This window comes from Ruminococcus sp. AF37-20, from assembly GCF_003460465.1.
In the GTDB taxonomy this organism is placed as follows: domain Bacteria; phylum Bacillota; class Clostridia; order Oscillospirales; family Ruminococcaceae; genus Hominimerdicola; species Hominimerdicola aceti.
In genome coordinates, this window is the sequence record NZ_QTVE01000003.1 from 110,774 (window position 1) to 124,225 (window position 13,452).

The following is a 13,452-nucleotide window of genomic DNA, read 5'->3' on the forward strand; positions in this document are numbered from 1 at the left end:
CCCCTTGATTTAGTTTTTTACCAGTAGCTTGCCTCGCTGCCTGTGCCGTTTTGCATATATTTGTATATGAGTTCAAAAAGCTCGCTGTTGTCAACATTGTTTTGTTCCATATAATCCACAACGCCCTGAGCGGTAAGACCGCTTGCATAGTCGCTGTTTCTAAGCACCATTGCAAACTCTGCCGCAGAGCAAGCCTTTGCAAAATTCTGTGACACAGCCTCTGTATAGTCAGAACACATAACAGACTTGTCTATAAGCTTGCTTTCGCTCGCCTCCGGGTCTTTATACCTCACTGAAACTGTGAGCATTTCTCCGCTAAGCTCGTTGGTTTCAGCCTTGCTCTCGTTATCCTGATATTTCAGCGACTTTTCATTGCCGTTATTTGGCACTATCTCATACAAAACCGTGACCTGCTGACCCGAGCCAATATCGCCTGCATCCTTTGTATCGTCCTCAAAGTCCTCGTCATTGAGAAGTCTGTTTTCATAGCCCACCAGCCTGTATGCTGAAACATTTTCGGGATTAAACTCTATCTGCACCTTTGCGTCCTTTGCGACAGTGAAAAGAGTTCCGCTCATTTCTGTTACAAGCACTCTTTTTGCTTCGTCAACGCTGTCGATATAAGCATAGTTTCCGTTGCCGTTATCAGCAAGGGCTTCAAGCCTGTTATCCTTATAGTTTCCTGAGCCGAAGCCAAGCACTGAGAGATATACCCCTGAGTCACGCTTTTGTGATATAAGGTCAGTAAGCTCTTCTTCACTTGACAGACCAACGTTCAGATCACCGTCAGTTGCAAGAATGACCCTGTTGTTGCCGCCCTCTATGAAATACTCCTCTGCAAGCTTGTAAGCTGTGGTAATTCCTGCCGCACCTGCTGTCGAGCCGCCTGCTGACAGGCTGTTAAGTGCTGAAACTATCTCCTCGCTGTTGTCGCCACTTTCGCCCTCAAGAACAACGCTGTCGCTTCCTGCATAAGTGACGATAGAAACTCTGTCATCAGCCCCAAGGTTTTCAGCAAGCATCGAGAAAGCCTGCTGAACAAGAGGAAGCTTATCCTCGTCCTCCATTGAGCCGCTCACGTCTATGAGGAAAACAAGGTTTGTAGGAACGTCCTTGACCTTTGCTTCCCTTGCCTGAAGCCCCACAAGCATAAGCTTTGCTTCATTGTTCCAAGGACAATCGGAAAGCTCGGTATTTATAGACACCGCACCCTCCGTAGGCTTTTCATAGTCATACTTGAAATAGTTTATGAACTCCTCTGTTCTCACAGCGTCAGGATCGACCTCCCAGCCATCATTTATCATTCTTCTCACGTTTGTGTAGGAAGCCGTGTCAACGTCTGTGGAAAAGGTGGAAAGCGGTTCGTCTGAAACGAGCTTATAGCCGTTTTCCGTCAGGTGGTTATACTCCTCCGTATTATAATCCCCTCCTATATTCGCCGTGCCGTCAGTATCTCCGGCTGTAACATTGCTGTATCTGTAGTTTTCCGCAGTTGTTCTTTCATTGTTATAGCTGCCGCTCTTTCTGCTCTCCGAGCCGTCATAACCGCTTCCGCATGAAGCAAGCATTGTCGCCGTCATCATAAGCGACAGAGTCATGGTCAAGTTTCTTTTTATGCTGTTTGAAGTTGTCTTTTTCATAGCTGTCATCTCCCATAAAATAGCGTGGGCGATATGCCCTTGCGTTGTTAGCTACATAGTCCTCCACTTAGCAAGCAGGTCTTGCAGATCGTTTTTCGAGGAATATCTCATTCGGTCATAGAAATAATCGTTCTTGCTTTTCTGCGAGTCCTTAAGAATACCCGAATCATCGTCAAGACTTTTCCAGCCGTTTTGAAAAACGATATCCCCGTCAAGAGAAATTTCTATTTGAGGTGCATTTTCAAAGGCCATAGAATAAGTGCCGTTTTCTTTCCTCAGCGGTATGAAATATTCTCTGTTTTCCTGCATGATATAAGGGGTAGAGCTTTCAATGGTGATATTTGTTTCGCTTTCTTCGCCCTTTTTTGATACAAGGCTGTTTATTCTCAGGGTGTAATGTGCGCTGTCGCTGTCGAGCCTTGCTGAAAGCACTGTCACATCTGCAAAGAAGTCTGTATCTTCCAGAACGCTGTCCTCTGTGAAATAATCATCGCCCTTTGGAATGTAGCTGTCCTCATAAGCCTTTGTGTCTGTGCGGCTGAAACTGAGCTGTTCGTATGTCTTTTCTTCTCTGTTTTCAAGCCTAGCCTTGTCAGCCGTTTCTACGCTATGCTTTGAAACACTGTCCGACTCTGAGCGGATATCGGCGTAAAGGCTTACGCCGCCGATAATAAGCACGAGCGAGGCTGCTGCCGCTGCAAATTTTCTGTAATTTCTGCGGCTTACTTTTATCTGTGTCTGATCTTTGTCCGTTTTGTTTTCAAGCTGTCCCTCTATCCTGTCCCAGAGCTTTTCCATGTCAGGGGCAGTATCAGAAATATGCTTTTTGTAAAGAAATTTTATGTTTTTAGCCATAGATACTGTCCTCCTTTATGGTCTTTTTTAGTTTGGAAACAGCCTGACGGTATTTCCATGTGACAGTACCCAGCGGCTTCCCCACTGCCCGACTTATCTCACGAAATGTCATATCCATTCCAAGCCTCATGTTCAGGATATCCCTTTCGCCCTCTGAAAGCAGCTTCAAAGCCTCCTCGAAGGTGAGCTTTCCGATCACATCGTCGTCTACCCGCATACTGTCCTGCTGTTCTTTATGCCCTGCTTCTTCATCATCAAGGGTCGGCGTTTCGTGCCGCCTTTTTTTGATAAAGTCAAGAGCGAGATTTTTCGCCATTACAGTCAGATATCGCTTATGCCCCGTTCCCTTTCGGTACTGACCTGCGGTGTCCCATAGCTTTAGGAAAAAATCTGATGTGAGATCCTCAGCGTCCTGAGGACTTTTCACAATGTCAAGCATGATGTTATATATCACCTTGCCGTAGCATTGATAGATCTCCCTAAGCCCGTTTTTGTCATTTTTCAGGATCAGCTCCACCCTGAAATCGAACTCAGTGTCGGTCAAGTCTTTCACACCCCTCGATAACTTATATACGATTCTGCACGGGAGATTTTATGGCAAAATAGTATACAAATTTTACTTTTATTTTTTGTGCATTAATAACAAACTTATGTACAAACACGATTGTGCCGATAAGATATTTTAGCACATTAAAGCATATCTGTCAAATAAAAGAACACACCCCCGTCCATATGAACGAGGGTGTGTTCTTTGCGTGAAGATCTATGAGAAATTATTTGGAGAGGTCAATATTTCTTACAGCGTCCCTTACCTTAAGAACAAAGGTCGGAGAAACTGAAAGCTCGTCAATGCCCATTCTCAGGAAGGTTTCTGTGAGAGTTGTGTCAGCCGCAAGCTCACCGCATATACCTATCCATGCACCGTTCTTGTGGGCATTCTCTGCAGACATTTCAATAAGCCTGAGTATAGCCTCATGGTGAGTGTCGCAGAACTGCTCTATATCAGGGTTCTGTCTGTCGCAAGCAAGGGTATACTGAGTGAGATCATTAGTGCCAACGCTGAAAAAGTCCACAAGCTTTGCAAGCTTATCGCTTATGATAGCCGCCGCAGGGGTCTCTATCATGATGCCAAGCTCAACGCTGTCAGAAACTGTTATACCCTGTTCTTTAAGCTCAGCCTTGACTTCACCACACATAGCAAGGGCTTTTTCTACCTCTGAAACGCTTGTTATCATAGGGAACATTATGCCCAGATTGCCGTATACGGAAGCTCTGAAAAGCGCTCTGAGCTGAGTTTTGAATATCTCAGGTCTTGTAAGACAAATTCTTATTGCTCTGTATCCCAAAGCTGGGTTTTCCTCTTTTTTCAGACCAAAATAATCCACCTGCTTGTCGGCACCGATATCGAGCGTTCTTATGATGACCTTTTTCCCTGCCATGCTCTCAAGAACACGCTTATAAGCCTGAAACTGCTGTTCCTCTGTAGGGAAATCTGAGTTTTCAAGATAGAGGAACTCGCTTCTGAAAAGACCTATTCCTCCTGCGTCATTGAGAAGCACAGCACCGATGTTGTCAACGCTTCCGATATTTGCATAAATGTTTATCTTTTTACCGTCCTTTGTGACATTCTCCTTGCCTTTGAGGGTCTGCAAAAGACGCTTTTTCTCCTCGTCTGCTTTCTGCTTTGCGGTAAGCTCAGCGGTGGTCTTTTCATCAGGGTCAACGAATATCTCACCTGTAAATCCGTCAACGATAGCAAAGTCGCCGTCCTTTATCTCAGACAGGAATTTGCTTCCTACACCTATTACCGCAGGTATGTTCATATTTCTTGCAAGGATAGCTGTATGTGAATTTGATGAGCCATGTGCAGTAACGAAGGCAAGCACCTTGTCTTTATCAAGAGATATAGTTTCGCTAGGTGCAAGATCATCGGCACAAACTATCATCTTGTCGTCACCTGCAGAACCGTCGCTGACATTGCCCATGAGGTTTGCGATGATCCTGTTGGAAATATCCTTTACATCTGCGGCTCTTGCCTGCATATAAGGATCGTCCATAGAAGCAAACATCTCCGCAAAGTTGTCTGCCGTCACCGCAACTGCATACTCTGCGTTGACCTTCTGGCTGTCGATGATATTCTCTATAGATTCGTTATAATCATCATCTTCAAGCATCATCATGTGTATCTCAAAGATCTGAGCATTTGTTTCGCCCACCTCCCTGAGTGCCTTGTCATAAATGCTCTGGAGCTGTTCTGTGGCTGCCTGCTTAGCTTTGGCAACTCGCTTCTTTTCTCCCTCGCTGTCTTCTGTGTGAATACGTTTTATAGCGGTATCCTGCTTTTTGAATACTGAGATCTTACCCATTGCTACCGCACCGTAAACGCCTTTTCCTGTATACTTAGTCATAAATATCCGCCCCTTTTCTCATAGATCTTATTATTCTTCATGCTGTTTCCAGCCGATGGGACGCACCTGCGAACACTCCGCAGAAACGTCCCGCCGGCTGGACGGCTTTTACCGCCCAGCTGACGAATAGGATCTTACAGTGTTTCCTCAAAAAATGCCTTGAGTGCTTCGGAAGCCTTGTCCTCGTCTGCACCTTCGCAGGTAACAGTAACAGTATCGCCCTGCTTAACGCCAAGACCCATAAGAGCCATAAGCTTTGTGATGTTCACGCTCTTTCCGCCCTTTTCGATAGTGCAAACGCTCTCGAACTCCTTTGCTTTCTTTGCAAGAAGTCCAGCCGGTCTTGCGTGGATACCAACTTCGTCTGTGATTGTGTAGCTAAATGTTTTCATGATACATACCTCCAAATAATTATTTGATCTTCAAAATTATATCCCCTGCCGATATGCTGTTTTCGGCAGCAGGTTCAACAGACGCATAATCGTCCGTGTTGCCAATTATGATAGGTGTTGTCACCTTATAGCCTGCGGCTTTTATCTTATCCATATCAAAGCTTATGAGCAGGTCGCCTTTCTTAACTTCCTGACCGTCGCTGACATGGGCTTCAAAATACTGTCCGCCAAGCTTTACGGTGTCGATACCGATATGGAGAAGTATCTCCACTCCATCGTCCGATACCATATTTACGGCATGCTTTGTGTCAAAAACGCTGTCTATCTTTCCGTCGCATGGAGCGTAAAGCTTGCCCTCTGACGGCTCAACGGCTGCGCCCTCGCCGAGTATCTTTTGTGAGAACACCTCGTCCTCAACGTCCTCAAGCTTAACGGCAGTGCCGTTCATGTGAGAGTAAAGCGTTATTGTCTTGCCGTTAGTTTCTGTATTTTCTGCACCCTCGGTCTGCGGTTTTTCTTCTGTTTTATCAGAAGCTTCCTCAGTGCCGATAATGCTGTCAGGGTCATCGCTGTATGGCGAGTCGATAAAATCCTCAAGATCTGATTTTATAACTGAGACCTTTGGTCCGTAAATGACCTGAACGCCGTTGCCCTTGTGGATAACACCCGAAGCACCGCTGGCTTTGAGCATATCGTCCATGACCTTTGAGGCGTCATTTACTGTAACTCTAAGTCTTGTTGCACAGCAGTCAACGTCTGAAAGGTTATCTTTGCCCCCAAGACCTTTGAGTATCATTGCGCTTACAACGTCTGAAGCCCTCTTGTCTGCGCTCTTTACCTTTGCCGCCTTAGCCTCGTTCACGTCGCTTCTGCGATAAAGCTTAGGTTCAACGTCATCAGGCTCTCTGCCAGGTGTTTTAAGATTCATCTTTGTTATCATAAAGTAGAACACGAAGTAGTAAACCACTGCATAGATAAGTCCCACAACAACTATCCATATCCAGTGGGTCTTTGCGTTGCCCTGCAAAATTCCGAAGAGGGTCATGTCTATAAGACCGCCTGAGAACGTCATTCCAACGCCAACGTTAAGAATGTGCATAAGCATATAGGAAAGTCCTGCCAATACGCAATGAACAGCGTACATAAGAGGTGCAACAAACAGGAATGTGAACTCCAAAGGCTCTGTTATACCTGTTATCATCGAAGTAAGAGCCGCTGACAGAAGCAAGCTTCCTACTACCTTTTTCTTTTCAGGACGAGCAGTTTTATACATTGCAAACGCTGCAGCAGGAAGTCCAAATATCATGAACGGGAACTTTCCTGCCATAAATCTTGTTGCCGATACTGAGAAAACGTCTGTTGACTTTGAAGCAAGCTCTGCAAAGAAGATGTTCTGTGCGCCTGCTACCATGTTGCCGTCTATCATCATCGAGCCGCCAAGCTCCGTCTGCCAGAAAGGCATATAGAAAACGTGATGAAGTCCGAATGGGATAAGAGCACGTTCAAGTATTCCGTATATCCATGTGCCTGCATAGCCTGAGTTGAGAACGAGCACGCCAAGCTTTGAGATACCAAGCTGTACTATAGGCCACAGATAGAACATTATGATACCAACAATAAGGTATGTGACAGTTGAAACGATAGGAACAAATCTTGTTCCGCCAAAGAATGAAAGCACCTGCGGAAGCTCTGTTTTATAGAACTTGTTGTGCAGTGCCGCAACGCCAAGTCCTACAAGGATACCGCCGAAAACGCCCATTTGCAGCGTGGTGATACCAAGCACTGACGTTGTGGAGTTTTCTGCCATTGCCTCAACGCCGCCCTTTGCGGTGATAAGTGCGCTGATAGTGGTGTTCATTACGATATAGGCGATAGCACCCGAAAGAGCTGCGACTTCTTTTTCCTTCTTTGCCATTCCGATAGCAACGCCCATTGCAAACAGAAGCGCAAGGTTATCAAAAACGGCGCTTCCCGTTTTGCTCATTATGTCGAGTATAGTGTAAAGCACACCGCCCTCATAGATGAATTTGCCAAGATGATAGGTTTCGATAGTTGTGGCGTTGGTGAAAGAGCTGCCTATTCCAAGAAGCAGACCCGCCACCGGCAGCAGTGCGATAGGGAGCATGAACGAGCGTCCCACACGCTGCAATACGCCGAAAATTTTATCCTTCATAATAATAATATCCTCCATGATCAATTTATCTCAGCTGAATTATCATTATGGTACCGTTAATGATAATACTGCAGCGAATACATTATATATAAGCTGTGGCAACAATGCCTATCCGCTTATTTTCTTCAGATGAATCGAAAGAGTTATCATTTCATCTTCCGATATAGTTTTAGCATAATTCTTCAAAATATGATCCTGCATATGCTTTGCACATTTATACTGCTTTTTGAATTTCTTTTTTATTATATCAGCGAACTCCTCGTCCCTGCTGAGAACATTAGGAAGCTCCTGAGATTTGAAGAGTCTTTTCGCAAGATATTTTAAATGCACAAGAAATCTTTCATATGCCACCGAAGTTTTGTTTATCTTTCCTGATAAACAAGCGTCCGCTATCTCAGCACAGCCGTTCACCATTTTGGTGATATCCTGTATCTGTCCCATTTTTGTGCCGAGCCTTGCGTTTATGATGTGCATTGCGATAAAGCCCGCTTCATCACCCCTCAGCTCAACGCCCAAACGCTGATATATCTCCGCCACGCAATATCTTCCAAGAGCAAGCTCCTTCGGGAAGCAGTCGCTTATGGCGTCCATAAGCGGGTTTTCAAATTCAAGTCCCTGCTTTTTTCTTTCAATGGCAAATGAGATGTGGTCTGAAAGTGTTATTATGAGCGACTCGTTTAGCCGTCCGTCGATATGTGAAGAAATATAGTCCACAAGATCTGCCGTAAGCTTTATATGCTCATATGGTATCTCGGTCAGGCACTCGATAAGTCTTTTTCTAAGCTCTGAGTCTGTGACAAGATACATTTTCTGAATCTTATCCTTATCAGGCTCGTCGCCATATTTTTTCCCAAAGCCTATCCCCTTGCCTGAGATTATCTGCTCTTTTCCTTTATCGTCTATGACGCTTACGGTGTTATTATTTATCACCTTGATTATTTTCATTAAAAATCCCCCTATAAAATAAAAAAAGCCAACCTTAATACGAACCCACACAATATGTCCGTACAAAGTTGGTCATGCCCAGTCTATAAATGAAAGGTAACACTCCAATAAAAGATGTTATGTATCAATTTCACTATAATTATATTAACACACCCATATTTATTTGTCAACAGCATACATAAAATTTGTTTTTCAAATCTGTTTTTTTAACAAATAAACTCATTTTGTTTTGTATAAAACCTACAATTATCAACCTGAAAAGCACAAAAAAGCCGTGGAAACACTGCTGTTCCCACGGCTTTCGGTATGTTAAGAGAGTATCTGTATAGCTTTATTACTTTGTCATAAGCTCGCAAACAAGGTTTGCAAACTCAACAGGGTTGTCGATAGACATGCCCTCGATAAGCAAAGCCTGATCGTAAAGAAGCTTTGCATAGTCTTTCAGCTTGTCCTTATCGTTAGCATAGAGGTCTTTCAGCTTTTCAAAGATAGGGTGGTTTGGATTTATCTCCAGTGCCTTTTCAGCCTTGACCTTATTGCCGTCATTCTGAGGCATAGCGTTGAGGACTTTCTCCATTTCGATAGTTATGCTGCCGTCTGATGAAAGACAAACAGGGTGAGTTTTAAGCTTCTTTGAAAGACGAACAGTCTTTACCTTGTCAGCGATAGCTTCCTGCATAAAAGTGAACATATCCTTGTTCTCTTCGTCAAGCTTTTTAGCCTCTTCCTTTTCTTCCTCTGTGTCAAGGTCGAGATCAGCGTCGCTTATGGACTTGAAAGGCTTGCCGTCATAGTTTATCATCACCTTGATAGCGAACTCGTCAACGTCCTGTGTAAAGTAAAGAACTTCATAGCCCTTATCCTTGATCTTTTCAAGCTGAGGGAGCATTTCGATCCTTTCCTTTGTTTCGCCGCAGGCATAGTAGATCTCTTTCTGATCTTCTTTCATTCTTGAAACATACTCTTTGAGTGTAACGTTCTTGCCGTCAAATGAGGACGGGAACATAAGGAGATCTTTCAGAGTTTCGTTTGCAGCGCCATATGACTGATAAATGCCAAACTTAAACTGAAGCCCGAATACGCTGTAGAACTTCTCATACTTCTCACGGTCGTTTTTCAGAAGCTTTGCAAGCTCGTTCTTTATGGACTTTTCAAGGTTCTTTGCGATTATCTTGAGCTGTCTGTCCTGCTGTAAAAGCTCACGGGAGATGTTCAGTGAGAGATCCTCAGAGTCAACAACGCCCTTTACAAAGCTGAACCAGTCAGGAAGCAGGTCTGCACACTTTTCCATTATCATTACACCGCTTGAATAAAGCTGGAGTCCCTTTTCATAGTCCTTTGAGTAATAGTCAAAAGGCGCGCGGGCAGGTATATAAAGCAGTGCGTCATATGTTGCAACGCCCTCGTTCTTTGAATGGATATGTGCAATAGGCGGCTCATAGTCGCCGAACTTCTCCATATAGAAGTTGTTGTAATCCTCGTCCTTTAGCTCACTCTTGTTCTTCTTCCAGATAGGTGTCATGCTGTTAAGAGTTTCGATAGCCTTGTGTACTTCTGGCTCTTTACCCTCCTCATTATAATGAGTATGCTCGACTTCCATTCTGATAGGGAATCTGATGTAGTCAGAATATTTCTTTACAAGTGACTGTATCTGATACTGATCAAGATATGTTGAATACTTCTCGTCATCAGTATCGTCCTTGAGTTTAAGTGTGATAGTTGTACCAACACCGTCAGACTTGTCACACTCTTCTATTGTGTAGCCCTCAACGCCGTCAGATGTCCACTTATAAGCCTGATCGCTGCCGAAAGCCTTTGTTACAACGGTAACTTCCTTTGCTACCATAAAAGTAGAATAGAAGCCTACACCGAACTGACCGATGATATCAACATCGTCCCCAAGGTCATTGTCTTTCTTGAAAGCGAACGAGCCTGAGTTTGCGATAGTACCAAGGTTGTTTTCAAGATCCTCCTCGGTCATACCGATGCCGTTATCAGAAACTGTAAGCGTTCTGTTTTCCTTGTCGATAGCGATATTGATAGCGAAGTCGCTCTTTTTCATTCCCACAGAAGTGTCTGTCAGGGACTTGAAATACAGCTTATCAATAGCATCGCTTGCATTTGAGATTATCTCTCTGAGAAAAATCTCCTTATGAGTGTAGATCGAATTGATCATCATATCGAGCAGTCTTTTGGATTCTGCCTTAAATTCTTTTGTCTGCATAAAACCTCGACCTTTCCTTAATAATATTTTACTTTCTTTGAATACTGTTCCATATAATTAGCACTCTATCTATTTGAGTGCTAATTATATTATACAACAAGGTTGATAAAATGCAATAGTTATCACAAAATTTCTCTTATTTATTTACAAATCCATAACATTTCATCACATACCTGACAAAATACCATTTGCAAAAGCACCATGTTGTGTGTTATAATATATAGATAAGACCGAACAAGGGAGGAATAATATTTGACTACCAAAAAGTCTGTTTCTCTGCTGACCCCTGAAAAACAGCAGGAAAAGAAACTTCTTACTATAGATTGCGTGAAAATTTCACTTCTGCTCATTTTATACAACCTGCTAAACAGGATATTCGCAGTGTTATTCTTTTACGTTGCATACACTTACCACTCAGGAAAATTCACTCTTAGCTACTCGGCAGTTCTCAGCTATCTGAAAAAGCAGACCGCTTTTATAAGCTCAACTACTTTTTCCATGACGGCAAATTTGTTTATCACTCTTATGAGCGTGTTTGTTTTTGGGATAGTTTTTGCTATACTTTTCCGAAAACGAGAATCAAGCTTCATAAAACCGAAAAAAGGCACGGCAGTAAAAGGGTTAAAATGGTTTTCAGCCTGCTTTGTGATAAACATTCTGCTGTCACAGCTCACATCTATCCTCACGGGTATACTTGGTCAAAACGGAGTGACAGTGCCAACAAGCGATTTTTCCATTCATCAGCCCTCTGCCATTGCAGTAATAGTGCAGTTCTCATACGTTGTGATAATAGCCCCTATCGTGGAGGAATTTATCTATCGTGGAGCGATCCTCACGGCTCTAAGCCCATACGGAAGGAGTGCGGCGGTACTTTTCTCGGCACTTGCGTTCGGACTTATGCACGGAAATATCCCTCAGGCGGCTTCGGCATTCGGCACAGGACTTGTTTACGCTATTATTGCCGCAAAGTGCGGCTCGATACTGCCAACAGTTATAATACACTGTCTAAACAATCTGCTTGCAAACTTCTCGTCCATATCTGATGCGATAGGACTTGAACACTATGAAACCTTCATGAGCGTTGCTGAGATAGTCATAGGTCTGGTAGGCTTTATGGTTCTTTTCACAAGTCTTAAAAAGCTTATCATTGATGACAGCAAAAACGTGCTTACACCGAAAGAATGTCGCAGATACGTCTTTACAAACCCTGCCACTATAGTATATATGCTCTGCCTTATCATACCGATAATAAAGAGTCTTGTCCAAGCAAACAGCTAAAAATCACAAACAAAAAAACGGGTGACTGCCAATAACAAATTGACAGCCACCCGATATTTTTTTATCCAAAAAGCCTATTAATAAGCCTTGCCCCAAAGCACCATATGCTTTGCAGGCTTTCCACAGCATACGCAGGTATCTGCTATCTCTTCCTGCTCGAACGGGATACATCTTGAACCTACTCCTGTGAGTTCCTTTACCTTATCCTCGCAAGCTTCATCGCCGCACCACATTGCCTTAACAAAGCCGTCGCCCTTTTCCTCAAGAGCCTTTGTTATCTCGTCAAGTGTCTTGCAAACATAGGTACGTCTTTCTCTGTTTTCAAGTGCCTTTGCATAAAGACCGTCATGAACAGCCTGAAGTCTTTCATTTACTGTTTCAACAAGCTCGCCAAGCTTGCAGAATACCTTTTCTCTGTTGTGTCTTGTAACAAGCACACACTGATCGTTCTCAATATCCTTTGGACCAATTTCAAGTCTTACAGGAACGCCCTTCATCTCATACTGTGCAAACTTCCAGCCAGGTGACTGCTCTGAATCGTCGAGCTTAACTCTTATGCCTGCATTTTTAAGTGTGTTGTAAAGCTCGTTAGCCTTGTCAAGAACGCCCTCTTTGTGCTGTGCTATAGGTACGATAACTACCTGAACAGGTGCAACAGCAGGTGGCAGAACAAGTCCGTTATCGTCGCCGTGTGTCATTATAACTGCACCGATAAGTCTTGTCGTAACGCCCCATGATGTCTGGAATGGGTGTGCAAGCTTATTATCTCTTCCGGTATAAGTGATATCGAAAGCCTTTGCAAAGCCATCGCCAAAGTAATGCGAAGTGCCTGCCTGCAAAGCCTTGCCGTCGTGCATAAGAGCCTCAATAGCGTATGTTGCTTCTGCACCTGCGAACTTGTCGCTCTCTGTCTTTCTGCCCTTTACGACCGGCATAGCAAGCTGCTGCTCGCAGAAATCAGCGTATACGTTGAGCATTCTCTCTGTCTCCTCGATAGCCTCCTCAGGTGTCTCGTGGATAGTATGACCCTCCTGCCACAGGAACTCTCTTGAACGAAGAAATGGTCTTGTTGTTTTTTCCCAACGTACAACAGATACCCACTGATTGTAAAGCTTAGGAAGATCTCTGTAGGAATGAACTATATTAGCATAATGCTCGCAGAAAAGCGTTTCAGACGTTGGTCTTACACAAAGTCTGTCTTCAAGCTTTTCACTTCCGCCGTATGTTACCCAAGCTACCTCAGGAGCAAAGCCCTCAACGTGGTCTTTCTCCTTCTGAAGCAGGCTCTCAGGGATAAACATAGGCATGCAAACATTTTCATGACCAAGCTCCTTGAACTTTGTGTCAAGTATATGTTGGATATTCTCCCATATTGCGTAGCCGTAAGGTCTTATTACCATACAGCCCTTTACGCTTGTGTATGAAACAAGCTCAGCCTTCATACATATATCAGTATACCATTTTGCGAAATCCTCGTCCATGGAGGTTATCGCGTCAACCATTTTCTTATCCTTAGCCATTTATAAAACCTCTTTCT

The 13,452-nt window shown here is 43.8% G+C and carries 10 protein-coding genes; 1 reads left to right on the plus strand and 9 read right to left on the minus strand.

Annotated features, from left to right (window positions below):
* Positions 1-17: 17 nt before the first annotated feature.
* The 8 genes from DW015_RS02845 to htpG form a co-directional block, all read right to left on the minus strand.
* A complete protein-coding gene (locus tag DW015_RS02845) occupies positions 18-1,640 on the minus strand; it encodes a von Willebrand factor type A domain-containing protein (protein WP_117904051.1) in 1,623 nt (540 codons plus the stop codon).
* A 51-nt stretch (positions 1,641-1,691) separates the two neighbouring features.
* On the minus strand, positions 1,692-2,495 hold the full coding sequence (locus DW015_RS02850) for a hypothetical protein (RefSeq protein WP_117904053.1): 804 nt from the start codon (positions 2,493-2,495) through the stop codon (positions 1,692-1,694).
* Positions 2,488-3,048: a sigma-70 family RNA polymerase sigma factor gene (locus DW015_RS02855; protein WP_117904055.1), complete on the minus strand. Its 561-nt coding sequence runs from the start codon at positions 3,046-3,048 to the stop codon at positions 2,488-2,490. Before DW015_RS02855 ends, DW015_RS02850 begins: the two co-directional genes overlap by 8 nt.
* A 220-nt stretch (positions 3,049-3,268) precedes the next feature.
* The gene (ptsP, locus tag DW015_RS02860) at positions 3,269-4,903 is read right to left on the minus strand and encodes a phosphoenolpyruvate--protein phosphotransferase (protein ID WP_117904057.1); all 1,635 of its coding nucleotides are present in this window, start codon (positions 4,901-4,903) and stop codon (positions 3,269-3,271) included.
* Positions 4,904-5,037: 134 nt separating this feature from the next.
* Positions 5,038-5,295, minus strand: coding sequence for an HPr family phosphocarrier protein (locus tag DW015_RS02865; protein WP_022286557.1), 258 nt, complete (start codon positions 5,293-5,295; stop codon positions 5,038-5,040).
* Between the two features lie 19 nt (positions 5,296-5,314).
* The gene (locus DW015_RS02870; RefSeq protein WP_117904059.1) at positions 5,315-7,468 is read right to left on the minus strand and encodes a PTS transporter subunit IIABC; all 2,154 of its coding nucleotides are present in this window, start codon (positions 7,466-7,468) and stop codon (positions 5,315-5,317) included.
* 108 nt (positions 7,469-7,576) lie between these two features.
* Positions 7,577-8,413 carry a PRD domain-containing protein gene (locus DW015_RS02875; RefSeq protein ID WP_117904061.1) on the minus strand — a complete coding sequence of 279 codons (837 nt, stop codon included), beginning with the start codon at positions 8,411-8,413 and terminating at the stop codon, positions 7,577-7,579.
* 334 nt (positions 8,414-8,747) lie between these two features.
* Entirely contained in the window at positions 8,748-10,637 is a 1,890-nt protein-coding gene (gene htpG, locus DW015_RS02880) for a molecular chaperone HtpG (protein ID WP_117904063.1), read from the minus strand.
* Positions 10,638-10,889: 252 nt separating this feature from the next.
* Here htpG and DW015_RS02885 point away from each other — a divergent pair, with 252 nt between their 5' ends.
* The gene (locus DW015_RS02885) at positions 10,890-11,915 is read left to right on the plus strand and encodes a type II CAAX endopeptidase family protein (RefSeq protein WP_117904065.1); all 1,026 of its coding nucleotides are present in this window, start codon (positions 10,890-10,892) and stop codon (positions 11,913-11,915) included.
* A gap of 77 nt (positions 11,916-11,992) precedes the next feature.
* On the opposite strand, the gene proS is transcribed toward DW015_RS02885, so the two are convergent.
* Positions 11,993-13,435, minus strand: a complete 1,443-nt coding sequence (gene proS / locus DW015_RS02890) for a proline--tRNA ligase (protein ID WP_038670602.1) — start codon at positions 13,433-13,435, stop codon at positions 11,993-11,995.
* Positions 13,436-13,452 lie beyond the last annotated feature (17 nt).